This is a genomic window from Falsihalocynthiibacter sp. BN13B15, assembly GCF_041205415.1.
GTDB lineage: Bacteria > Pseudomonadota > Alphaproteobacteria > Rhodobacterales > Rhodobacteraceae > Falsihalocynthiibacter > Falsihalocynthiibacter arcticus.
Window position 1 is genome coordinate 44,609 of sequence record NZ_JBGFCE010000013.1, and the last position, 22,451, is coordinate 67,059.

A 22,451-nucleotide genomic window follows, 5' to 3' on the forward strand; every position below is an offset into this window, starting at 1 on the left:
CTTAGTACGCTGGGCAAGTTTCGTCGGACATGTAGTCATGTACCGTGATGTCGCCAGCAATGATGCCAGCTTTTGCCGCTTCAACTTGCGCGATCATGTCTTCTGTGATGAGTGCCGCATTGTGCTCGTCCATCGCATAGCTCACGCCATCGTTCGCAAGGCCCATTGCGTTGAAACCTGGCTCAACGGCTTCGCCGGCGAGGAAGCTTTCGTATACAGCGTTATCGACGCGTTTCATCATGGAGGTCAAAACCGACCCTGGCTGAAGGTAGTTTTGGTTGCTGTCGACACCAACCGAAAGGATGCCTTCGTCAGCTGCCGTTTGAAGCACACCAAGACCGGTGCCGCCAGCTGCTGCGAACACAACGTCGGAGCCTTGGCTGATTTGGCCGCGTGTAAGCTCGCCACCTTTTACGGGATCATTCCAAGCAGAAGGCGTTGTGCCTGTCATGTTGACGATGACTTTCGCGTCAGGGTTCGTCGCTTTGACGCCCTGTGCATAGCCACATGCAAATTTGGAGATCAATGGAATATCCATGCCACCAACGAAGGAAACAGTGCCAGTTTCGGACGCCAAGGCCGCCAGAACACCCACAAGGTAGGAGCCTGTGTGCTCGTCAAAAACAATGCTGCGCACGTTTGGCTGGTCTACAACCATGTCGATCAAAACGAATTTTGTATCTGGGAAGTCGGGAGCAACTGTTTCAAGCGCAGAAGCAAACGAGAAGCCGGCCATAACAACAGGGTTGTTGCCGCCTTCAGCGAAGCGACGAAGAACCTGTTCGCGCTGTGCATCAGCAGAAAGTTCGAACTCATCGTAAGAGCCGCCTGTTTCTTTTACCCAACGCTCAGCACCATTAAAGGCCGCTTCGTTGAAGGATTTGTCAAATTTTCCGCCAAGATCAAAAATGATCGCGGGATCAGCCAAAACAGCGCCAGCCGATAGGGCCAAAGTCGCGGTTGCGCCGAGAATGGATTTCATGAGGGTCATTATACTCTCCCAGTTGTGTTTTTTTAGGGTGTCATACCATGGATGACGTTACCCTTTGTTAAGAGCAGATCACAAGAAGATCATCGGGTATTTAGGGGAGAGAGGCGACCGTTGGTCAACAAAAATTTTACCATTTGGTAATAAAACTTGAAATACCCGTGAAAATATTGGGTTAAGTGCCGTGTTTTCAGGCTCCTATGGTTTTTCGAAAAACCAGAGCGTCTAAAATAGTACCGCTTTGCGAACGGTAGTATCCGCGTCGAAGCCCAGATTCGCGGTAACCCACTCCCCGATATAGGGAAAGTGCCGCTAGGTTATCTTCGGCGACCTCAAGAAATGATTCTGTGGATTCGCGTGCGATGGCCTCGTTTTCAAAGAGTTCCATCAAGGTGCTTCCCGCGCCTGTTCGACGTGCATTTGGCTCGACGGCAATCGTAAGCAATTCGGCCTCTCCCGCGATGGCGCGCCCAAGAGCAAAGCCCGATGGGACCGTCACGAGGAATACCAATTTTTGAGAAAGTAGCGAGGCAAACTCGTCCGCCGACCATGGACGCGGCGACGTGAAGGAGCGCGCGTGCAGCGCCGCGAGGGCCTGTGGTGTTTTGAGGCTAGTCAAGGAGCACCGGCGGCGCGTCCTTTGCGGGAGCAGCATCGGCGGAGCGTACATAAAACGGGGTTGGTCGTTGACCTTCGGATTGGAACTCAAAACGACGTGCCGCGATTTTGGCAATTGCGACCGCGAGAGGGACATTTGAGGGTGTAAATTCGGTGGTATCAACGGGGCCGACCGACGGCCCTTCCAAGACACGCGCCTGAGCCTCAACGAGGGGAATTTGCTCGATAACGTCCACATCAGCACCGAGACTTTGGATGTAATATGTATCCCGCGGGGCAGGGATCAAGGAGTAGATCGGGCGCTCTAGACCATCGGCCTGTGCTTCGAGCGCCGTGACGCCCACCGCCGGAATACCAAGGGTCATCGCCAACCCACGGGCAAGGGCGACGGAAATCCGAATGCCGGTAAAATTTCCGGGGCCAGTTCCCACACCAATCGCGGCAAGGTCAGCCCACTTGTGTCCCGCTTGCGCGAGGACGTCTTCAAGGATGGGCACGAGGTTTTCGGCCTGTCCTTTGTGCATCGTAACATAGGTTTGCGCCAAAACTTGGTCGCCAAACAGCAACGCGGCCGCACAATGGGCGGCCGACGTATCAAATCCTAAAACCAGTCGATCAGGCAGCAACAGGCCGCACCTCAAGAACTTCGGGTATATAGTGCCTCAGCAGGTTCTCGATGCCCATTTTCAACGTCAGCGTCGAACTTGGACAGCCCGCACAGGCCCCTTGCATATGAAGATATACGATGCCGCGATCAAAGCCGTGGAACGTAATATCGCCACCATCTTGGGCAACCGCAGGGCGGACGCGCGTGTCGAGGAGCTCCTTGATTTGCTCAACAATTTCGCCATCTTCGCCTTCATGTTCGGCATGTCCAGACGCTGGTTTCACATCACCACTAAGCGCGGATTGGCCGGATTGGTAGTGTTCCATGATCGCGCCGAGGATCGAAGGTTTGACATGATCCCACTCAGTTGCGTCGTCTTTTGTGACAGTCACAAAATCAGAGCCGAAAAACACACCCGTCACGCCGCCAACCGCAAAGATGCGTTGGGCAAGAGGAGAGGTATTTGCAGTTTCAGCACTTGGGAAATCCGCCGTTCCAACTTCAAGCACGGTCTGGCCGGGCAAGAACTTTAAGGTCGCGGGATTTGGTGTGGACTCGGTTTGAATAAACATAGGGGCCTCCGTTTGAACCTAGATATGCGCCTGCGCGTCCTAAGTGTCAAGGTTTAGAACTGTTCTAAACATCCTATTCTGACAGAAACACTACGGTACTTATGTGATGGCTTCAAGTTGCTCTTTAGTCAAGTCACCAGGAACAATAGTCACGGGAATGGGCAAACTGCCCGCCGATTTTGACAGCGCCGAGACCAAGGGGCCGGGGCCACTTTTCCCAGTACTTGCTCCAAGAACCAAGACACCGATCTGTGGGTCGTCGCGGATTTGTGCCAATATTTCGTGCATAGGTTCGCCCTCGCGAATGATCAACGATGGATCAATGCCTTGGCGGTCGCGCATCCATTTTGCGAAAACGTCAAAATGAACTTGAATCCGCTCGCGGGCCTCGGCACGCATGATGTCGGCCACGCCAATCCAGTGATTGAACTCGTCTGGCGGGATCACAGATAGGATTTCCACTCCGGCCCCAGTATGGGCTGCCCGCATCGCCGCAAAACGCATAGCGTTTAAACATTCGCGGCTATCATCGAGTACGACCAAAAACTTGCGCATAAAATTCTCCCTTAACGGCTTGATGATGGCCGATTTTGGGGGCCTGCTGCAAGCACAATGAAAGATACCACTGCGTCGTAGTCTCATTGGCGAAAGGAAAGCCGCCTCTGGTCGGGGAACCAGAGGCGGTAGGGCGATGTGGGGCTGGTTGGGACTTGGGCAAAGTTTTCCAACCCACAGGTTTAAGGTAGGCCGTTTCTGAATCTTTTTTGTGACAGTTCAGCGGGGGAATTCGGCCAGCAATGCGTCAAGGTCGAACGGTGTATTGTTCATTGTCAGCGTGCCGTCCTTATCCCGTGGCCACTCGTTTTCGGCGCGGTCCCAGTAAAGTTCGACCCCGTTTCCATCGGGATCGTCAAGATAGATCGCTTGGCTGACGCCATGATCTGCGGCCCCCGTGAGGGGCCAGTCGGCTGCGATCAAACGGTGCAGCGCATCGGCTAGTTCTGCGCGGGAGGGATAGAGGAATGCCGTATGATACAGACCCGTATGCCCTTTAGGGGGCGGAGTCGCACCGAGGCTTTCCCATGTATTGAGGCCGATATGATGATGGTAGGAGCCCGCCGCGAGAAAGGCCGCTTGCGGGCCGTAACGTTGCACAATGCCAAACCCCAAAATGCCGCTGTAAAAGGCAATGGCGCGGTCAAGGTCCGAAACTTTTAGATGAACGTGGCCTATCCGAGTCTGGGGATGGACAGGCTTATTTTCGATGTGTTTGTTCGATGTCATGGCTTGCTCCTGTTTTCACATGTCAATTTAGGGATGTGCGCAGGGAAACGAAATGCTGATTGGCGCGCAGGGTTAGTTCATCTTTGCACATAGCGTAGGATGTGAAAACAAAAACGGGGCACCCGAAGGCACCCCGTAATCTGTGGAAATTGTATAAGGCGTGGTTTAGCGCACCATGCCAATGATATCGTAGGTTTTCTCAAGGATTGGTCCCGCAACAGTACGAGCGTTTTGGGCCCCTTGACGCAGGATTTTGTCGATCTCGGCGGTGTCTTGCATCAAACGCGCCATTTCGGCGGCAATCGGAGACAATTTGGAAACCGCAAGTTCGGCCAACATCGGTTTAAACACTGAGAACTCTTTGCCACCAACATCCGCAAGCACATCGTCCACCGTCATGTCGGCAAGACCCGCATAAATGTTGACGAGGTTGCGCGCTTCTGGACGTTCATTCAGGCCAGAGGCTTCACTTGGCAAAGCATCAGGATCCGTCTTGGCCTTGCGAATTTTCTGAGAGATCATGTCGGAATCGTCCGTCATGTTAATCCGGCTGGCGGCAGAGGGATCAGACTTCGACATCTTTTTGGACCCATCGCGCAAACTCATAACGCGTGTTGCCGCCCCCTCAGTAACGGGTTCGGGGATCGGGAAAAAGTCGACACCGTAGTCGTGATTGAACTTCGTCGCGATGTCGCGGGTCAATTCGATATGTTGTTTTTGGTCTTCGCCCACGGGAACATGCGTGGCGTGGTACACCAAAATATCGGCGGCCATCAAATTCGGATAGGCGAACAGACCCACAGAAGCGGCCTCGCGGTTCTTGCCAGCCTTGTCCTTGAACTGGGTCATACGGCTCAGCCAACCCATGCGTGCTACACAGTTGAAAACCCACGCAAGTTGAGTGTGCTCGGGGACTTGGCTTTGATTAAACAGCGACGATTTGGCGGGATCAAGGCCAGCCGCAAGGTAGCCAGCGGCCAACTCTCGCGTCGCGCGCCGCAGGTCATCCGGTTTTTGCGGCGTCGTGATCGCGTGCAAATCGACCATGCAATAAAACGTCTCAATGCCGCTTGCTTGCATATCCACAAAGCGTTTGATCGCCCCGAGATAGTTGCCTAGGGTCAAGCCGCCTGTTGGCTGAATGCCTGAAAAAACGCGCGGTACAAACTGAGTGCCGGGCTGCGAGGGTGTTTGGACCACCTCGGTCATAATGAATACTCCATCTGGATTTTTAATGTCCTTTCGCTTACCGATAGGACAAAGGCACGTCAATGTAAGCCTGTTTCATGAGGTCAGTAAATGAGCACACCCCAAAACGACAATGATTTCGATCACAATGCATCGCCGTTCAATGCCCTGCCCATCGCGGTTGTGGGTTTGGTGATGGTGATTGTCGCGGTCGAAATCATCCTGAGCTTGGCAAGTAGCGGTTTGATTGGCGGACCGGAGGCCATTGCATGGCGTCGCGACGCGATTTTGGATTATAGCGTCCTTGGCCAAATCATCACCCCCTACCTTGAAACGGGGCGCTATAAGCCAGAAGTCCTTGGCCGTTTTCTAACCTATTCTTTCGTGCACCAAAACTTTACGTCCATGGCCTTCGTCGCGGTGTTTATCTTGGCGCTCGGAAAAATGACCGCCGAAGCCTTTGGTAACTTCGCGTTTCTGCTCATTTACTTTGCCTCGGCCATTGTTGGTGCGGTGCTCTATTGGATGATTTTCCGCGAAGAGGCCGTGTTGATCGGCGGCTATGTCGGGGCATTTGGCCTCATCGGAGCCTTTACCTTTGTGCGTTGGGTGAGCTTATCGCTCAATGGCAGCAAACAGTATCAAGCCTTCTATCTCATCGGCATGTTTATGGGGCTGCGGTTAGTTTTCGGCATGCTTTTTGGCGGATCCAACGATTGGGTTGCCGAGCTTATTGGCTTCTTTGTGGGATTTTTCTTGTCATTCGTCTTGGTGCCCGGAGGGGCGAAGGCGATTTTAGTAAAGTTGCGCCGCAGCTAAGCTAGCGGCGCAACGATGCTTTGAAATCGCCAAGGCGGAAGGCCCCAATCAGGTGCCCGAAGCCGAAATAGCTGACTATTCCGGCTGTGATGAGCAAGAGTAGCGCCAAGACTTCAAATCCACCCGTGCCAAAAAGCTGCCCGAGCATAAGGTTTGCGGCCCAAAGACATACGCCCATAAACAGCGAGGCGATGACAATGCGGATTAAGCGGCGCCAAAACCGGCGGTCAAAACGCACGGTCTCGCCATAGCGACGCGCACCAAGCGCTAGCATAAGCACCATGGTCCACCCCGCGACAGTGGTCGCAAGGGCGGCGGCCCAAAACTGAATGAACGGCGCAAGACCGATGGCAATGGCGGCATTTAACACCATCGCAAACAGCGCGAAGTAGAACGGTGTTTTCGTGTTTTCCCGCGCGAAATAAACGGGTTGCAGCAGCTTTTGCAGGACAAACGCAGGCAGGCCAAGGCCGTAGATCGCAACGGCGACGGCGGTCGCTGCGGTATCGTCCGTGCCGAATGCACCGCGTTCAAACAATACCCTCACAAGGGGGATTGGGATCACAACTAGCGCCACGGCGGAAGGAATGGTGAGGGCGAGGGAAATCTCGCCCGCGCGGCTCAACGCGTCGCGGCTACCCGCAAAGTCTTCGGCGCGTAACCTGCGCGAAAGCTCCGGCAGAAGCACAATTCCAACGGCAATTCCGACAACGCCAAGGGGCAGCTGATACAGGCGATCCGCATAGGAAAGCCACGCAACGGCGCCTTCAAAATGGCTCGCGACTTGGCGTCCCACCAGCAAGTTGATCTGTACGACGCCCCCCGCGAGGGCGGCGGGGGCGGCGATAATCATTAGGCGTTTAAGGTCAGGCGTCATGCGTGGACGGCGGGGGATCAACCGATATCCCGCGCGCGAAGCGGCCACCCAAACGATGGCCATTTGCGCGATACCTGCTATGGGCACCGTGATGGAAATGGTCGTCCCCATGTCCCATCCCGCCCTATGTGCCGTCAGCATGGAGGTGACCAAAAGAATGTTGAGCAACACGGGGGCGGCGGCGGCGGCGGCGAACCGTCCGGACGAATTTAGAACGCCGGACAGCAGCGCCGCGAGGGAGATAAACAGGATATAGGGGAAAACGATCCGACCATAGAAAACAGCCAAGTCAAACCGTGCATCATTGGCAAAACCGCTGGCCATCGCAAGCACCAGCCAAGGCATGAAAAACTGGGCGATAATGGTGAAAACAATGAGGATTCCCGCAAGCCCAGACATCGCGTCCCGCGCGAATGTATGTGCGCCTTCGCCGCCCTCCAGCTTCTTGGAGAACATCGGTACAAAGGCCATGTTGAAAGCCCCTTCGGCAAAGAACCGACGAAACATATTGGGCAGCGAGAAAGCGACCAGAAACGCCTCTGCGACGGGCCCCGTTCCCAGATAGCTCGCAATAAGTATATCGCGTACAAAGCCTAAAATACGACTCATGAGGGTCCAAAAACCGACCGTCATAAAGCCCGACATCATCCCTCTGGATCTCATTCTTTGTTTGCTCTCTCGGCGCCACTCAAAATCGCGGCGCGAATTTTATCTTCAAGGGCTTTTTGCTTGGCGACCGTGTGATATTTAATGCCAAACATATCTTTTACATAGAAGGTGTCGACCACCTGCTCCCCAAAGGTCGCGATGATCGCCGAGGCAATATACACGTTCGCATTCACCAACGTGCGCGACAAATCATAGAGCAATCCCGGGCGGTCGCGGGTGTCGACTTCGATAATTGTGTAAATTTCACTGCCTTCGTTGTCGAAGGTGATATTGGTCGCCACGCGGAAGGCTTTTTCCCGCTTCTTCAGCTTGTCTCGCCCTGCGAGTGCATCGCGAGCAACCACTTCGCCCTTGAGGGTTTTCTGGATCATATTGCGTAGCCGCGTCATATGATTACTCGCGTAGGGGTGCCCCTCGGCGTCCTGAATCCAGAAAATCGCGGTCACATAACCGTCCTTGGTGGTGTAACTGCGCGCATCGACAACATTCGCCCCAACAAGGGCCAAAGCTCCCACGAGACGGGAAAAAATTCCGGGATGATCGACCATACAGAAGCACGCGCGCGTGGCATCGCGAGTTACATCTAGGCTTAGGTCGATACCGACTTCGCTATCGTTGTGGTTCTTTAGAAGATTGGCGAATACGATGTGATCCGCAGACTGCACCCCTTGCCAATAGGGCTGGTAATGGCGCGAGGTTTCCTTGCGAATATCTTTTTTGTCCCAGTCCGAAAGCGCGATGCGGAGCGCTTTTTTGGCGACCTCTTCTCGCGTGGATCGATTCACCTCTTCGAGTCCGTTCTCAAGCGCCATGGAGGTTTGCGCATAGAGATCGCGAATGAGCACGGCTTTCCAATTGTTCCATGTATTCGGCCCAACACCGCGAATATCACAAACCGTCAAAACGGTGAGAAGGTCGAGCCGTTTCTTGCTTTGGACCGATTTGGCGAACCCACGCACAGTACGGGGATCGGAAATGTCGCGTTTTTGGGCGATGTCTGACATCACCAGATGGTTGCGCACGAGCCATTCAACGGTTTTGCAATCGGCAGGTTTGAGACCAAGCCGTTCGGCCACTTTACGTGCGATCTTGGCCCCCAAAATCGAGTGGTCTTCGTCGCGACCTTTACCGATGTCATGCATGAGGAGGGCAACATAAAGAACTTTACGATCCACGCCCCCTTTCAGAATTCCGCTTGCCACGGGCAATTCTTCGATCAACTCTCCACGCTCAATTTTTGCAAGTGTTTTGATACATTGGATCGTGTGTTCGTCGACTGTGTAGTGATGATACATATTGAATTGCATCATCGCGACAATGACTTGAAACTCGGGGATAAAGGCCCCTAAAACGCCAATTTCATTCATCCGTCGCAGGGCGCGTTCCGGATTGCCATGTTTGAGCATAAGGTCGAGGAAAATTCGGCGGGCTTCTTTGTCGTTGCGCACCTCGTCATCAATTAAACCAAGGTTTGCATCAATCAACCGCATCGCTTGCGGGTGGAGCAGCATCCCTGTGCGCAGGGCTTCTTCAAATATCCGCAGGATATTAAGCTTGTTTTCAGCGAGTTCCATGTCGGGGGAAAATGTAAGCCGGTTTTGCTCAATTTCGAAGCCATCGCGGACTTTGCGTTTGCGGCGGAAAAAGCCTACGAGCCGAGGTTCTTTTTTAACCTGCGAAGCTTCGAGCGACGTGAGGAAAATACGTGTCAATTCACCCACGCGGTTTGCGTGCCGGAAATAGTCTTGCATGAAAATTTCAACGGCCCGACGTCCGGCTTTGTCGACATACCCCATGCGGGCGGCAACCTCGACTTGCATGTCAAAACTCAGCGTGTCCATCGCGCGCCGCGAGATCAAGTGAAGGTGGCAACGAATGGCCCAAAGGAAAGATTCTGCACGTTCAAAGCTGTCATATTCATCTTGGTTGAACATGCCCAGTTCAACGAGTTCGGCGGTGGAATCCACTCCATGTAGGTATTTCGCCACCCAAAATAGCGTTTGAAGATCGCGAAGACCCCCTTTGCCTTCTTTGACGTTCGGCTCAACAACATAGCGCTGTCCGCCTTGTTTTTTGTGACGCCGGTCGCGTTCATCAAGTTTTGCCTCCGTGAATTCCGGAGCAGTTCCTTTGAAGAGGTTCTTTTTTAAACTTTCGTCGAACTCCCCAAGCAAGGGTTCATAGCCTGCAATGAAGCGATGCTCCAAAAGAGCGGTGCGAATGGTGAAATCCTCGCGGCCCAGACGGATACAATCTTTGATCGTTCGACTGGCGTGGCCGACCTTGAAATGCAAATCCCAAAGAATATAGAGCATGCTTTCAATCACGCTCTCGGCCCAAGGTGTTATCTTGTAGGGTGTCAAAAACAACAGATCGACGTCCGAGTGCGGTGCCATTTCTGCGCGTCCATACCCGCCCACCGCCAGTAAGGCGAGGCGTTCGCCCTCGGTGGGGTTCGGGTTTGGATGAAGCAATTGCGTAGCGACCCCATGGGTCAAAATCACAATGCAATCGGTTAGGTAACTATAGGCGCTGGTGACGGGCTTCGCGTCAAATGGGCGAGCCAAAAACGCGGCTTCAATTGCTGCCGTTCCTTTGGAGCGAGCCTCCAAAAGAAACGCAACCGTGAGGGTGCGTTTCTCAGAGTTATCGCTGATCTCTTCAAGTTGTTTAAAAAGCGCCCTGCGTGATTCCTCAAGATTGAAGATGTCAGCAGGGTCACAGATCAGCTTTTTGGCAGGATATGTGATTGAGGCGTTTTTGTCGGCGGTACTAGAAACCAGAGCCGGAGAAGCTTCTTGGAGCGGGGTCAATGACGATTACCTGATTTTCTTGGACCTGCGCAATTGCGAGGCCACGTTGATTTGTTCCATCGGGGAGAAGGCGGAAGACACCGTTCACACCCACAAAACCGGAGGATTGTGTGAGGGCTGCCGAGGTGAGGGCATTGGAACTTCCGCTCTTAACCAGCGCCCCAATAGCCGCGATTCCATCATAGGCAAGGCCCGAGATCGGATGGGGAGGCTCGCCAAAGGCGGCTGAATATCGTGCGATATAACGGTTTGAAAGACCTGGATCGGGCAAGGCAAACCATGCTCCCTGAACTCCAGGGAGGGACAACGTCGCGGTTGGAATATCCCACCGCGTGAGGCCGATAAATTGGGTCGTTTCCGTGTTTATGCCATTTTCAGGAAGAAGTTGCGTCAGAAGCGGGAGTGCCCCTTCCGTCCCTGACGCGAACAAAATTGCGTCGGTCCCCGAATTGCGCGCTTGTGCGGCAATGTTAGGAATCGCATTGATCACGCCTTGCTGGCTCATCTCAAAGGAGGGCACGCCGGTGATCGTTGCGCCATTGCGGTTCGCGGCTTGCACCAAGGCGTCGCGGCCCGCTTCTTCTGAAACATTGTCGGCGCCGTGAACGATCATGACGTTCCGGCGGCCCTGATTTACACTATATGAAACGATGCGTTCGGCGGTATTTTGGAAGGTGTTGCCCAAAACAAAAACGTTTCCGCCTGCAATGGAAGGTTTATTTGAAAACGCGAGGATGTTTATGTTTTTGTTGGACAAAGCCAAGCCAACAGCATTGGCAGACTCACCGTATAGAGGCCCCAGAATGATCTGAGCGCCGTCATCCACTGCAGCCACGGCCACGGAGGCAGCCTTCTCGGCATTGCCCGAAGTACTATAAACTCTCAGATCGATTTGAACCCCTTCAAGGTCCGAAATCGCGAGGCGCGCGGCATTTTCAAGGGAGCGTGCAATGATGTTGTCGCCCGCACTCGCTGATTCTCCGGGAATCAGCAGAGCAACGCGCACAGGCTTCGACGTATTGATCGTCGGACCCGAACTTGTCGACGATGGCTGACACGCGGCCACAAAAAGCACAATAAATATGGGAAAAATAAGACTAAAACCCTTGCGGGCATTCTTTAAAAAAGCAAACATAAGTTGGTCTCGCTCCAAATTGCAAAAGTGCGCAAAGCAGTTTCCACGTTTGGAACGAACTTAAGCGCTTGAGCCTCATTAGTAAACGTCATGGAAGGCGCCAAATCATGAATTTTGAAACAAAGAAGCTCGCTGCTGGGCTGTATTTTGTCGCGACTCCGATTGGAACTGCGCGTGATATCACGTTGCGGGCGTTGGATGTCTTGGCGAACGCGGATGTGATCGCCGCAGAAGATACCCGTACCGCGCGCAAGTTGATGGACATTCACGGGGTGCCCTTGGGCGAACGGCAGCTTGTTGCCTACCACGATCATAACGGTGCCCAAGCGCGTCCTCGCCTGTTGCGGTATCTGGAGGAGGGGAAATCTGTGGCTTATGCTTCAGAAGCCGGAACCCCCCTTGTTGCGGACCCTGGATATGGTCTGTCGGTGGCAGCGATTGAGGCGGGATACACGGTAACCTCAGCGCCAGGCCCTAGTGCCGTCGTGGCTGCCCTCACAATTGCGGGCCTTCCCACCGATCAATTTCACTTCGCAGGCTTTTCCCCGAATACGCAAAAAGCGCGCCAAACCTATATGCAGTCTTTGGCGAAAATTGACGCCACGCTGGTTTTTTATGAATCCCCCAAACGGATTGCCGCAGCGCTGGCAGATCTTGCCCAAGTCCTCGGGGGCGCGCGAAGAGCCGCGGTTTGTCGCGAAATCACCAAGAAATTCGAAGAGGTGTCCCGTGGAACACTCGACGAACTTGCCGCCAGCTTCTCCGAGCGAAGCGTAAAGGGCGAGATTGTCGTCGTGGTCGATCGTGGTGCACAGGAAGAAATTTCCACGGCGTCGATTGAAGACGCCTTGAAACAGGCCCTCGAGTCTCATTCGGTTAAAGATTCTGCAACTATTGTGTCCGAAGCTTTGAATATCCCACGTCGGGATGTGTATCAAACCGCGCTTGCCATGAACAAAGGTCGCTCTGAATGAATGGACAAATGAATTACCACGCAGGCTTTGCCGCCGAAGAGGCTGTCGCGCGGTCATATGTCCGTCGAGGGATGCAGATTGATAAAACAAGATGGCGAGGGGCCGCGGGCGAAATTGATCTTGTTGCTCGAAATGGTGACGGCGTCGTCTTTATCGAAGTGAAAAAGAGCAAGAGTTTCTCCGCTGCGGCGGAACGTCTCTCACGGCGGCAAATGCAGCGAATTTACCAAACTGCATCCGAATTTCTCGCAGGCGAACCCAACGGGCAAAACACGGATGTGCGATTTGACGTGGCCTTGGTGAATGGCGTTGGGGAAATCCGCATCTTGGAAAACGCATTCGGCCAGATGTAATCTCCCATTGAAAATACACCCTTGCTAGGCCATCTATTGGCCAACAAGGAGATTTCACATGGCACTTAAAATCGCGTTTCAAATGGACCCAATCGAGCATTTCGATATTTCTGGGGACAGTTCTTTTAGGCTTGCAGAAGAAGCGCAAGCGCGCGGGCATGAGTTGTTTTACTACACGCCGGACAAACTCGCCTACCAAGAGGGGAAAATCACAGCGCGGGGTTGGCCTCTCACAGTTCAGCGTGTCGTTGGCGATCATTATTCTTTGGGTGAAGAAACAGAAGTTGATCTTGCTGATTTCGATGTGGTCTGGTTGCGTCAGGACCCTCCGTTTGACATGGGCTACATCACAACAACGCATCTTTTGGATCGCCTCAAAGAGACCACCCTTGTGGTAAATGACCCGTTTTGGGTGCGGAATTATCCCGAAAAACTATTGGTTTTGGATTTTCCCGATTTGACTCCGCCAACCACAATCGCGCGCGACTTGGCCACGATACGCGCCTTTAAAGAGCGCCACAAAGATGTGATTCTTAAGCCGCTTTATGGAAATGGCGGGGCGGGTGTTTTTCGACTGGATGCGAATGATCGAAACTTAGCCTCTCTGCATGAGCTGTTTTCGGGCATAAACCGCGAACCCTTGATCGTTCAAAAGTTCCTTCCGGATGTTTCAAATGGCGATAAGCGCGTGATTTTGGTGGATGGGGTACCTGTTGGTGCCATTAATCGTGTTCCCGCTGCAGGTGAAACGCGTTCAAATATGCATGTTGGCGGGCGGCCCGAGAAAATCGGCCTGACCGCGCGGGATTTGGAAATCTGTGATGCCATCGGACCGTTGTTGCGTGAAAAAGGCCAGATTTTCGTAGGAATCGATATTATCGGCGACTATCTCACCGAAATTAACGTGACCTCCCCAACGGGCATCCTCGAGTTGGAGAAATTCGATGGTGGAAATATTGCGGCGCAAGTTTGGGAAGCTATTGAAGCTAAGTGCTCTTAATGACGCCGTTGGGCAGGGAAACGATAACTGACAGCTTCGGAAACATGTTGTTTTTGAACGTTTTCCTGCTCGCCTAAATCTGCGATCGTGCGCGCCACACGTAATACGCGGTGGTACCCTCGCGCCGAAAGCCCAAATTTGTCGGCAACTCTGGATAGCAACTCTTTGCTTTCGGTATCTAGGGCGGCGATCTTCTCAAGGATGTCGCCTTGGGCATCGGCATTTTGATACATCCCGTCAATTGTGCTGAACCGGTCGGCTTGAATTTCCCGTGCGGCACTTACACGTTCTGCAATGGCCGCGCTGCTCTCTCCATTTTGTGGCAAATCAAAATCCGAAAACGGAACCGGCGGGACTTCGATTTGCAAGTCGAACCGATCCATTAACGGGCCAGAAATTTTCCCGAGATAGTCTTGGCCACAAATAGGTGCGCGGCTGCAGGCTCGAGAGGGGTCAGGAAGATAGCCACATTTACATGGGTTCGCCGCGGCAATCAGCATGAACCGACATGGGTAGCGCACGTGTGCATTCGCCCGCGCCACCATGACTTCGCCCGCTTCGAGAGGTTGGCGCAAAGAATCCAAAACATTTCGATTATGCTCAGGGAATTCGTCCATGAACAGGACCCCGTTGTGCGCGAGGGAAATTTCGCCGGGCAAAGCGGTGCGGCCCCCGCCGACAATCGCCGCCATTGACGCTGTATGATGCGGGTCGCGGAAGGGGCGGTCGCGATGAAGGCCACCTCCCGAAAGCAAGCCCGCGACGGAATGCACCATTGACGTTTCGAGGACTTCGCGCGGAGTGAGAGGCGGTAAAATTCCGGGTAAACGGGCCGCCAACATCGATTTTCCCGATCCAGGCGTGCCAAGAAGCAACGTGTGGTGACGCCCTGCCGCTGCGATTTCCAGCGCGCGTTTGGCGCGTTCTTGGCCTTTGACATCCCGCATGTCTTTTAGAGCGGGGGTATGTGTGGATTGTCCGGGTTCTGCGGCCGTTAGGAGTGTTTTTCCCGTGAAATGCTGAACCAAAGCCGTAAGGTTTGTCGCGCCAAGGGCGCGGGTTGTACTGACCCATGCCGCCTCGGAGGCACATGAAATTGGACACAAAAGGTCTTTGTCTTCGGCCGCTGCTGTTAGGGCCGCAGGCAGGGAACCATTCACATAGGCAAGGGTGCCATCCAGTGAAAGTTCTCCAATCGAAACATAGTCTTGTGCTGTGTCTTGGGGGATAATATCCAGCGCTGCGAGGAGGGCGATTGCAATCGGGAGATCGTAATGCGGCCCTGATTTTGGCAGGTCAGCAGGCGTAAGATTAATGGTGATCCGCTTGGACGGCAGGGCCACAGACATCGCCGTAAGCGCCGCGCGAATCCGCTCTCCTGCTTCGGACACGGACTTTCCCGGAAGGCCGACAATTGAGAAAGCAGGCAGGCCAGGCGCAAGGGAGCATTGCACCTCGACCAGTCGCGCGTCGATACCTTCAAATGCAACTGTGTAAGTGCGCGCGACCATTTTATCCGCCTTAACAAGTGTTAACTCTCCTTTAGGACTACGATGATCATAGTTTACGAAGAGTTAACGCATGTTCGGATGCGACCTTTTAGTCCGCCAAAAGTGCCATAAATGCTGGCCATGCTGCGGGGTCTATAACCGTTTTATCGCGGCATAACGCATTGCAGAACCCAAAGATACGCCCCTCAATTTTTGCAAAATGGGTTACAGGTTTTCCAGAATAGGGGCACATGGCGTTTTCTGAGGGGCCGTGCTCAATGGTTTCGACGGCCAGCGATGAGGCATGTGGCCAATCCTGTAATGCAAAATCGCGCTTATAGAAGGGTTGATCAGGGCCATCGACCATGCCCATTGCTCGCCAGCGGCGAAAGGCAGGGTCACTCAAATGTGCATCGACATAGGCCTGTGCCGAGGGCGAAACTTTGAGGCCATAGCCCGCAATGCGCGCGGCAATTGGCGCATAGAACGCGTCGGCGGCGCTATATTCTCCACAGAGCCATGGTGTTTCGTTTAAGGTTTCCTCGCGGGCGCGATCCCAGATGACTTCAAGTCGGCGAAGGTCTTTTTCGACGGCCTCGGAGGGTACAAAATCACTATAGGAAACACGCATGTTCATCGGGCAAGCGTCGCGAAGCGCGCCAAATCCGGCGTGCATTTCCGCGGCTAAACTGCGCGCGATGGCGCGATGCGTTGGGTTGCTCGGCCATATCTTGGCTTCTGGGTGGCGGCTAGCGAGTTCTTCGGCAATGGTGAGGGACTCGGAAATAACCACGCCATCGGGCGTTTTCACCGTTGGCACTAGCCGCGCGGGCGCGAATTCTTTTAGCATCTTTGGGAAGGCGTCTGAATAGAGACGCGCGAACCGAGTTTGCACAGGAATGTTAAATTTTTCAAAGAGCAGCCATCCCCTGAGGGACCAACTGGAGTAGGCGCGATCGCCCAATGCAAGTAAATATGTCATGCCAAAACTGTAGCTAGAATTCCGCGGTTCACGAAGCGAATTAATGGAATAATTGGTATCACATAATTTGATTGATGCTGGTCGCCCGCCAGCCTTCGTCAAACGAAAGGCAACTCAGGGAAAGGTTGTCTATTTTCTGCGCAAAAACTTCGGTCGTGCTAACGCCGAGAGCGCGTTGGACCTGACAGAGGATGGCTCCAAAATGGGCGACGATGATGATGTCGGGTTCTGGACGCGCCAGAAGCCGGTCTGCGGCAGCATCGACACGTTGGCGTAAATCATTCCAGCTTTCTCCCGCAGGGGCGGTACTTTCACCGGGGTGGTCCCAAAAGAGTTTGAGCGCGTCAGGATCTCGCGCGTTGGCCTGATCAAACGTGAGGTTTTCCCAGTCTCCGAAATGAATTTCGCGCAGGTCTGGATCGGGCTCAAGGAGCGGCCGCGTCTGTGAAAGCATCTTGGCCGTGCCAATTGCGCGCTGCAACGTGGATGAAATAATTGGTGCTTGTGTGGGAAGGGCCGTGGAAAGTCGTGCGAAGGCTGCTTGATCGGACAGGTCCGCTGGAATGTCACTCCAGCCAACCATCGATTTCGCGTGCGTCGGCGCGTGACGCACCCACCATAGGCGCTTCATGTGGCCTCCGGCATGGTGCCTTTAAGTGTGAGTGGCAGGCCCGCGACGACCAAAACAGCGTAATCCGACTGCGCTGCTAGCTGTTGATTTAAACGCCCTTGGGCCTCGCGGAACCTCCTTGAAAGCGCTTCAGCGGGCACGATTCCTGCACCGACCTCATTACTCACAATGACAACGGGAATGGCGCAGGAATTGAGCGCAAAAAGGAGGTTCTCCAGCGCTTCCTCGACGTTTCTGTCCGCTAGAAGCAGATTAGAAAGCCAAAGAGTCGCGCAGTCGAAAAGGATTGCCGACTCTGGCTGCGCCTCCAAGAAAACGGGCGCAATATCCATCGGCCGCTCTATGGTGTCCCAGCCCTCGCCTCGCATGATTTGATGGCGCGATATCTTGTTTTCCATTTCGGAATCAAAGGATTGCGCCGTCGCGAGATAGGTTCGTGTCCCCGCGTGCACAGCGAAAAGACTCTCGGCATAGGCCGACTTCCCTGAGGCAGCCCCTCCCAAAATAAAGCTCAATTTAGGCAGCATAACAATTTCCTCTATTCCTAGAATGGGTCTAGCAAACTATTTGGCGTAGGTTAAGGGTGGCAATTGGAGCGTTTGCGCAATAGCAATAAGGTAGGTTGAGTAAAAGGGCCGATCATGCTGGCACAAAAACGGGTTCTCTTAATTATTGGCGGCGGTATCGCGGCTTATAAGGCTTTGGATTTAATCCGAAAGCTCCGTGAGCGCGGAGTGTCGGTGACCGCTGTCCTTACCAAGTCGGCTGCGGAATTTGTGACGCCGCTTTCTATATCCGCCTTGTCGGGTAATAAGGTTTATCAAGATTTGTTTAACCTTACCGATGAAGCGGAAATGGGACACATTGAGCTTTCCCGCGCGTCAGATTTGATTGTTGTCGCACCAGCCACAGCGGACTTGATGGCCAAATCCGCGACAGGAATTGCCAATGATCTCGCGAGCACGCTCCTTTTGGCGACGGATACAGATGTTCTATACGCGCCCTCAATGAATGTTCGGATGTGGGATCATCCCGCCACTCAGCGCAATATTGCGCAAGTTATTGCGGATGGCGGCACTGTGGTTGGCCCCAACGAGGGCGATATGGCGTGCGGAGAATTTGGGTTTGGCCGTATGGCAGAGCCACTTGAAATCGTTGCTGCTATCGAAGCAAAATTGGCCGTTGGCCCCCTAAAGGGGAAGCGCATTCTTGTGACTTCGGGACCCACGCACGAGCCCATCGATCCAGTGCGCTATATTGCAAACCGGTCGTCAGGAGCGCAAGGAACGGCCATTGCCTCGGCGCTCGCCCAACTTGGTGCCGATGTTGTATTTGTTACAGGTCCAGCGGATATCGCGCCTCCTACGGGCGTGGAAGTTGTAAAAGTGCAATCCGCCCGCGAGATGATGGCCGCAGTTCAGCGCGTCCTTCCCGTGGATGCTGCGGTCTTTGCGGCGGCGGTTGCGGATTGGCATGTTGAAAACGCACGGGCCTCCAAAATGAAGAAAACCAAAGATGGAATGCCTGACCTTAAATTTGCGGAAAACCCCGATATTTTGGCGACGGTCTGTGCAAGTGCTAAGCGGCCTCGATTGGTCGTTGGCTTCGCCGCGGAAACCGATGACGTTGTCGCAAACGCTACGGCCAAACGTTTGCGCAAGGGATGTGATTGGATACTCGCCAACGATGTTTCGCCCGAAACGGGCATTATGGGTGGCAGTGAAAATGCAGTAACCTTTGTGACGGAGGAGGGCGCGCAGGCTTGGCCGCGTATGAGCAAAACCGAAGTCGCCAAGAAACTGGCTGGATTGATCGCACAGACATTAAATTCATAAAATGCGAGTGTTTTGAAAATGGAACAGACCATAATTTCCCTGAAATTTGTCGATGGCGCTGATCAGTCCATAGCTTTACCAAGTTATGAAACCAGCGGTTCTGCTGGGGCGGATGTGCGGGCTAATTTCCCTGCCGAACAGCGTGACGGGCTTGTGCTGTGCCCCAATCAACGGGCCCTGATTCCGGCAGGTTTTTCTATGGAGCTTCCTGAGGAATTTGAAGTTCAAATTAGGCCACGCTCAGGACTTGCGCTCAAACACGGGATCACGCTTTTAAACACTCCGGGGACGATTGATTCGGATTATCGCGGTCCCTTAGGCCTGATTGTCGTAAACTTTGGCGACACGGATTACCTTATTTCTCACGGAGACCGGATTGCTCAAATGGTTGTGGCTCCCGTAATTCAAGCGTCGTTTTCCCTAACAGAAACCCTTTCGAAAACCAAGCGTGGGGCTGGTGGTTTCGGCTCAACGGGAAAGCGTGACGGATGATCTTTCCGCTCTTTCTAATGGCGGCAATTTGGTTCGGGGGTGGCTATTTGAAGGCACCGCGCAGCCTACGTGGATTGTTGATATTCTGTATATACGTGGTCGGCTTACTGGCCCATTTTGCCTTGCCGGAAGGAAATGCAATGCGCGGATATTTTGGCCAGGTTTGGGGGGAATGGGCGCTTGTTGGAATTCTCATCGGTAGTGTTTTTGGTTTTCAAAGGTGGATTCTCTGGTTGCGGCACAAAGTGGCGAAAAATGCGGAAACCTTGGGCCCTAACGCGATATTTCGGGATGTTGAAATTGATCGATATTCCCGCCACATCTTTCTGCGCGAGATCGGCGGCGCTGGGCAAAAACGCCTAAGAGACGCGAAGGTTTTGGTTATTGGCGCTGGCGGATTGGGAGCGCCTGTTTTGCAATATTTGGCGGCGGCTGGGGTGGGGACAATTGGAATTGTCGACGATGACGTTGTGGATAATTCAAACCTTCAACGCCAAGTGATCCACAAAGACGCCAGCATTGATATGCCCAAGGTCTTTTCCGCTGAGCAAGAGCTTCGTGCGCAAAACCCTTTCGTGGAAATTCGACCATATTTCAGACGTTTAGATCGAGAAGGCGCTGTCGAATTATTTGCGGAATACGATGTGATTATGGACGGCACGGACAATTTTGAGACTCGGTATATGGTGAATGAGGTCGCAGTTCTTCTTCGGAAGCCCCTTATTTCGGCGGCTATGACGCAATGGGAAGGCCAGATTTCAATCTATGATCCTGCGCGTGGTGGCCCTTGCTATCAATGCGTTTTTCCCGAAATCCCGGCGCCGGGTTTGGTCCCCAACTGTGCAGAGGCAGGAGTCGTAGGACCGTTGCCGGGCATCATTGGTTCCCTGATGGCGCTAGAAGCCGTAAAGGATATTACTGGTGCCGGCGAGGGGTTGCGAGGGCAGTTGTTGATGTATGATGGGCTTTATGCGCAAGCGCGCAAAATTTCTGTAAAACGACGCAAAGATTGTCCGATTTGCGGTGAAAATTCACATTGAAAGGGTGGTGATCCGCGGCCTTCGTGACTAGCTTATGGTCAAAGGAGACATTCTATGACCAACCCGTTACTCGCTGCTTGGGACACACCCTTCAAGCTTCCACCTTTTGCTGAAATATCTGATGACGATTTTGAGCCAGCGGTTCGGGATGCCATGGCGCAAGCGCGGGCCGCGATTGCGGCGATTTCAGAAAATCCAGACACGCCGACTTTCGCCAACACGATAGATACGCTTGAGCAGGCGGATGAAAACCTTGGCCGTGTTTTGAGTGTTTTCTATAACCTCGCGGGGGCTGATAGTTCTGAAACACGCGAAAAATTACAGCGCGTATTTTCCCCGCTATTGGCAGAGTATTCCAGCGATATCAGTATGAACGCGGCCTTGTTCGCGCGGATAGACTCCGTGTGGAACAATCGTAAATCCTTTGATTTGACCGATGAGCAGTTGCGTGTTTTGGAACTTACTCGCCGCGGATTTGTACGGTCTGGCGCACAGCTATCGGGCGACGCGCGCGACCAACATCGCGCGGTGAAGGCGCGCCTTGCGGTTTTGGGAACGGAATTTTCGCAGAACCTCTTGGCCGACGAGCGCGACTGGTTTCTGCCGCTATTAGAAGATGATTTGGCGGGATTGCCCGAATTTGTGGTCGCCACAGCGCGGGCCGCAGGCGTTGAAAAAAAGGCCAACGGACCTGTCGTAACCCTTTCACGCTCGCTGATCGTGCCTTTCCTGCAGTTCTCGGAACGTCGAGATTTGCGCCAACTCGCCTATGAAGCTTGGGTTGCGCGGGGCGCGAATGGCGGAAAGACGGATAATCGTAAAATCACAAGCGAGACGCTCAAACTGCGCGAAACGCGGGCACAATTGTTGGGTTATGACAATTTCGCAGCCTATAAGCTTGAAACGGAAATGGCGAAAACACCAGAAGCCGTGCGAGAATTATTGATGTCGGTTTGGGATAAGGCCAAACCCGCCGCAGAGGCAGACGCGGCTATTCTTGAGAACATGATGCTTAAGGATGGCGTGAATGGCCCGCTTGAGGCTTGGGATTGGCGCTATTATTCGGAAAAACGTCGTTTGGCGGAGCATGATTTGGATGAGGCGGAATTAAAACCCTATTTCCAACTGGACCGGATGATTGAGGCGTCGTTTGATTGCGCGTATCGACTGTTTGGGCTTGAGGCTAAACCATTGGACGTTCCACTCTATCATCCCGATTGCCGTGCGTGGGAAATAAGCCGGAATGGCGTGCATGTGGCGGTGTTCATTGGGGATTATTTTGCTCGAGGTTCTAAACGGTCTGGCGCGTGGTGTTCGGCGATGCGCAGTCAGAAAAAACTGGGCGGAGAAGTGCGCCCGATTGTGGTGAACGTGTGTAATTTCGCCAAACCTTCGGCGGGCGAGCCTGCGCTTTTGTCCTATGATGATGCACGGACACTTTTCCACGAATTTGGCCACGCGCTGCACCAAATGTTGTCGGATGTGACCTACGAAAGTGTTTCGGGAACCTCCGTTTCGCGCGACTTTGTTGAGTTGCCGAGCCAGTTGTTCGAGCATTGGCTTGAAGTACCCGAAGTTCTCGAAAAACACGCGCTTCATGCGGTGACGGGCGCGCCCATTCCACGTGCGTTACTTGACCGACTGTTGGCGGCACAGACCTACAATATGGGGTTCTCGACCGTGGAATATGTGGCCTCGGCCCTCGTGGATTTGGACTTCCACAACGGGGATGCTCCGGTGGACACAATGGCCCGCCAAAGTGAAATTTTGGCTAGTATTGGCATGCCGCATGCCATTCGAATGCGCCATGCGACGCCCGGGTTTGCGCATGTGTTTTCCGGTGACGGATATTCGAGTGCCTACTATAGTTACATGTGGTCCGAAGTCATGGATGCGGATGCGTTTTTGGCTTTTGAGGAAACAGGCGATCCCTTTGATCCAGAAACAGCTAAGCGGTTGGAGAAATTCATTCTTTCCACAGGTGGGTCGCAGGACTCAGAAGAGTTGTATCTTCAATTCAGGGGCCGGATGCCAAAGGTAGATGCCCTTTTGAAGGGGCGTGGATTGGTCTGAAAACAGTCCGT

General features: G+C 53.5%; 22 protein-coding genes. 8 read left to right on the forward strand and 14 right to left on the reverse strand.

Translation table 11 applies throughout. The features are described from left to right. Position 1: 1 nt before the first annotated feature. From AB9F26_RS17985 to trpS, 7 genes are all read right to left on the reverse strand, one after another. Entirely contained in the window at positions 2-991 is a 990-nt protein-coding gene (locus AB9F26_RS17985) for a BMP family ABC transporter substrate-binding protein (RefSeq protein ID WP_335584102.1), read from the reverse strand. A gap of 187 nt (positions 992-1,178) precedes the next feature. Beyond that, positions 1,179-1,607 carry a GNAT family N-acetyltransferase gene (locus tag AB9F26_RS17990; RefSeq protein WP_335584101.1) on the reverse strand — a complete coding sequence of 143 codons (429 nt, stop codon included), beginning with the start codon at positions 1,605-1,607 and terminating at the stop codon, positions 1,179-1,181. After that, entirely contained in the window at positions 1,600-2,232 is a 633-nt protein-coding gene (gene tsaB / locus AB9F26_RS17995; protein ID WP_369768653.1) for a tRNA (adenosine(37)-N6)-threonylcarbamoyltransferase complex dimerization subunit type 1 TsaB, read from the reverse strand. The genes AB9F26_RS17990 and tsaB overlap by 8 nt, the downstream gene beginning before the upstream one ends. Beyond that, positions 2,222-2,785, reverse strand: coding sequence for a NifU family protein (locus AB9F26_RS18000; protein ID WP_335584099.1), 564 nt, complete (start codon positions 2,783-2,785; stop codon positions 2,222-2,224). Before AB9F26_RS18000 ends, tsaB begins: the two co-directional genes overlap by 11 nt. Positions 2,786-2,884: 99 nt before the next feature. After that, positions 2,885-3,340: a universal stress protein gene (locus AB9F26_RS18005; RefSeq protein WP_335584098.1), complete on the reverse strand. Its 456-nt coding sequence runs from the start codon at positions 3,338-3,340 to the stop codon at positions 2,885-2,887. Between the two features lie 219 nt (positions 3,341-3,559). Continuing rightward, a complete protein-coding gene (locus tag AB9F26_RS18010; RefSeq protein ID WP_369768654.1) occupies positions 3,560-4,069 on the reverse strand; it encodes a VOC family protein in 510 nt (169 codons plus the stop codon). A gap of 165 nt (positions 4,070-4,234) precedes the next feature. Further along, positions 4,235-5,278, reverse strand: a complete 1,044-nt coding sequence (trpS, locus tag AB9F26_RS18015; RefSeq protein WP_369768655.1) for a tryptophan--tRNA ligase — start codon at positions 5,276-5,278, stop codon at positions 4,235-4,237. Positions 5,279-5,368: 90 nt separating this feature from the next. Between trpS and AB9F26_RS18020 the strand changes: the two genes are divergently transcribed. Beyond that, positions 5,369-6,076 carry a rhomboid family intramembrane serine protease gene (locus AB9F26_RS18020; protein ID WP_369768656.1) on the forward strand — a complete coding sequence of 236 codons (708 nt, stop codon included), beginning with the start codon at positions 5,369-5,371 and terminating at the stop codon, positions 6,074-6,076. A gap of 1 nt (position 6,077) precedes the next feature. On the opposite strand, the gene murJ is transcribed toward AB9F26_RS18020, so the two are convergent. Genes murJ through AB9F26_RS18035 form a run of 3 tightly spaced genes read right to left on the reverse strand, consistent with a single transcriptional unit; the run spans position 6,078 to position 11,570 of the window. Further along, positions 6,078-7,616, reverse strand: coding sequence for a murein biosynthesis integral membrane protein MurJ (gene murJ / locus AB9F26_RS18025; RefSeq protein WP_335584094.1), 1,539 nt, complete (start codon positions 7,614-7,616; stop codon positions 6,078-6,080). Further along, positions 7,613-10,435, reverse strand: a complete 2,823-nt coding sequence (locus AB9F26_RS18030) for a [protein-PII] uridylyltransferase (RefSeq protein WP_369757994.1) — start codon at positions 10,433-10,435, stop codon at positions 7,613-7,615. Before AB9F26_RS18030 ends, murJ begins: the two co-directional genes overlap by 4 nt. Next, positions 10,395-11,570 (reverse strand): penicillin-binding protein activator, encoded by a 1,176-nt coding sequence (locus tag AB9F26_RS18035; RefSeq protein WP_335584093.1) that lies wholly within the window; start codon positions 11,568-11,570, stop codon positions 10,395-10,397. Before AB9F26_RS18035 ends, AB9F26_RS18030 begins: the two co-directional genes overlap by 41 nt. Positions 11,571-11,677: 107 nt before the next feature. On the opposite strand from AB9F26_RS18035, the gene rsmI reads away from it, so the two are divergent. From rsmI to gshB, 3 genes are read left to right on the forward strand one after another with little or no spacing between them, the layout of a single operon-like run. Then, a complete protein-coding gene (gene rsmI / locus AB9F26_RS18040) occupies positions 11,678-12,544 on the forward strand; it encodes a 16S rRNA (cytidine(1402)-2'-O)-methyltransferase (protein WP_335584092.1) in 867 nt (288 codons plus the stop codon). After that, positions 12,541-12,897, forward strand: a complete 357-nt coding sequence (locus AB9F26_RS18045; RefSeq protein ID WP_335584091.1) for a YraN family protein — start codon at positions 12,541-12,543, stop codon at positions 12,895-12,897. The genes rsmI and AB9F26_RS18045 overlap by 4 nt, the downstream gene beginning before the upstream one ends. A gap of 58 nt (positions 12,898-12,955) precedes the next feature. Next, positions 12,956-13,897 (forward strand): glutathione synthase, encoded by a 942-nt coding sequence (gene gshB / locus AB9F26_RS18050; RefSeq protein ID WP_335584090.1) that lies wholly within the window; start codon positions 12,956-12,958, stop codon positions 13,895-13,897. On the opposite strand, the gene AB9F26_RS18055 is transcribed toward gshB, so the two are convergent. From AB9F26_RS18055 to cobU, 4 genes are all read right to left on the reverse strand, one after another. Further along, positions 13,894-15,408: a YifB family Mg chelatase-like AAA ATPase gene (locus tag AB9F26_RS18055; protein WP_335584089.1), complete on the reverse strand. Its 1,515-nt coding sequence runs from the start codon at positions 15,406-15,408 to the stop codon at positions 13,894-13,896. The genes gshB and AB9F26_RS18055 overlap by 4 nt on opposite strands. Before the next feature lie 88 nt (positions 15,409-15,496). Then, positions 15,497-16,369, reverse strand: a complete 873-nt coding sequence (locus tag AB9F26_RS18060; protein WP_335584088.1) for a glutathione S-transferase — start codon at positions 16,367-16,369, stop codon at positions 15,497-15,499. Between the two features lie 58 nt (positions 16,370-16,427). After that, positions 16,428-17,000, reverse strand: a complete 573-nt coding sequence (locus tag AB9F26_RS18065) for a histidine phosphatase family protein (protein ID WP_335584087.1) — start codon at positions 16,998-17,000, stop codon at positions 16,428-16,430. Further along, complete coding sequence (gene cobU / locus AB9F26_RS18070) at positions 16,997-17,527, reverse strand: bifunctional adenosylcobinamide kinase/adenosylcobinamide-phosphate guanylyltransferase (RefSeq protein WP_335584086.1); 531 nt, start codon at positions 17,525-17,527, stop codon at positions 16,997-16,999. Before cobU ends, AB9F26_RS18065 begins: the two co-directional genes overlap by 4 nt. 114 nt (positions 17,528-17,641) lie before the next feature. On the opposite strand from cobU, the gene coaBC reads away from it, so the two are divergent. From coaBC to AB9F26_RS18090, 4 genes are read left to right on the forward strand one after another with little or no spacing between them, the layout of a single operon-like run. Then, entirely contained in the window at positions 17,642-18,835 is a 1,194-nt protein-coding gene (gene coaBC / locus AB9F26_RS18075) for a bifunctional phosphopantothenoylcysteine decarboxylase/phosphopantothenate--cysteine ligase CoaBC (protein ID WP_335584085.1), read from the forward strand. An 18-nt stretch (positions 18,836-18,853) separates the two neighbouring features. Then, positions 18,854-19,327: a dUTP diphosphatase gene (gene dut, locus AB9F26_RS18080; RefSeq protein ID WP_369768657.1), complete on the forward strand. Its 474-nt coding sequence runs from the start codon at positions 18,854-18,856 to the stop codon at positions 19,325-19,327. Beyond that, a complete protein-coding gene (locus AB9F26_RS18085) occupies positions 19,324-20,367 on the forward strand; it encodes a molybdopterin-synthase adenylyltransferase MoeB (RefSeq protein WP_335584083.1) in 1,044 nt (347 codons plus the stop codon). Before dut ends, AB9F26_RS18085 begins: the two co-directional genes overlap by 4 nt. Positions 20,368-20,421: 54 nt before the next feature. Further along, the gene (locus AB9F26_RS18090) at positions 20,422-22,440 is read left to right on the forward strand and encodes a M3 family metallopeptidase (RefSeq protein ID WP_369768658.1); all 2,019 of its coding nucleotides are present in this window, start codon (positions 20,422-20,424) and stop codon (positions 22,438-22,440) included. Positions 22,441-22,451 lie beyond the last annotated feature (11 nt).

Coding starts and splice junctions, on each gene's coding strand:
- AB9F26_RS18090 (WP_369768658.1), top strand. CDS start 20,422: ATGACCAACCCGTTACTCGCTGCTTGGGACACACCCTTCAAGCTTCCA.
- AB9F26_RS18060 (WP_335584088.1), bottom strand. CDS start 16,369: ATGACATATTTACTTGCATTGGGCGATCGCGCCTACTCCAGTTGGTCC.
- coaBC (WP_335584085.1), top strand. CDS start 17,642: ATGCTGGCACAAAAACGGGTTCTCTTAATTATTGGCGGCGGTATCGCG.
- AB9F26_RS18005 (WP_335584098.1), bottom strand. CDS start 3,340: ATGCGCAAGTTTTTGGTCGTACTCGATGATAGCCGCGAATGTTTAAAC.
- cobU (WP_335584086.1), bottom strand. CDS start 17,527: ATGCTGCCTAAATTGAGCTTTATTTTGGGAGGGGCTGCCTCAGGGAAG.
- AB9F26_RS18020 (WP_369768656.1), top strand. CDS start 5,369: ATGAGCACACCCCAAAACGACAATGATTTCGATCACAATGCATCGCCG.
- trpS (WP_369768655.1), bottom strand. CDS start 5,278: ATGACCGAGGTGGTCCAAACACCCTCGCAGCCCGGCACTCAGTTTGTA.
- AB9F26_RS18085 (WP_335584083.1), top strand. CDS start 19,324: ATGATCTTTCCGCTCTTTCTAATGGCGGCAATTTGGTTCGGGGGTGGC.
- AB9F26_RS18010 (WP_369768654.1), bottom strand. CDS start 4,069: ATGACATCGAACAAACACATCGAAAATAAGCCTGTCCATCCCCAGACT.
- rsmI (WP_335584092.1), top strand. CDS start 11,678: ATGAATTTTGAAACAAAGAAGCTCGCTGCTGGGCTGTATTTTGTCGCG.
- AB9F26_RS18000 (WP_335584099.1), bottom strand. CDS start 2,785: ATGTTTATTCAAACCGAGTCCACACCAAATCCCGCGACCTTAAAGTTC.
- dut (WP_369768657.1), top strand. CDS start 18,854: ATGGAACAGACCATAATTTCCCTGAAATTTGTCGATGGCGCTGATCAG.
- AB9F26_RS18035 (WP_335584093.1), bottom strand. CDS start 11,570: ATGTTTGCTTTTTTAAAGAATGCCCGCAAGGGTTTTAGTCTTATTTTT.
- murJ (WP_335584094.1), bottom strand. CDS start 7,616: ATGAGATCCAGAGGGATGATGTCGGGCTTTATGACGGTCGGTTTTTGG.
- AB9F26_RS17985 (WP_335584102.1), bottom strand. CDS start 991: ATGACCCTCATGAAATCCATTCTCGGCGCAACCGCGACTTTGGCCCTA.
- AB9F26_RS18065 (WP_335584087.1), bottom strand. CDS start 17,000: ATGAAGCGCCTATGGTGGGTGCGTCACGCGCCGACGCACGCGAAATCG.
- gshB (WP_335584090.1), top strand. CDS start 12,956: ATGGCACTTAAAATCGCGTTTCAAATGGACCCAATCGAGCATTTCGAT.
- AB9F26_RS18055 (WP_335584089.1), bottom strand. CDS start 15,408: ATGGTCGCGCGCACTTACACAGTTGCATTTGAAGGTATCGACGCGCGA.
- AB9F26_RS18045 (WP_335584091.1), top strand. CDS start 12,541: ATGAATGGACAAATGAATTACCACGCAGGCTTTGCCGCCGAAGAGGCT.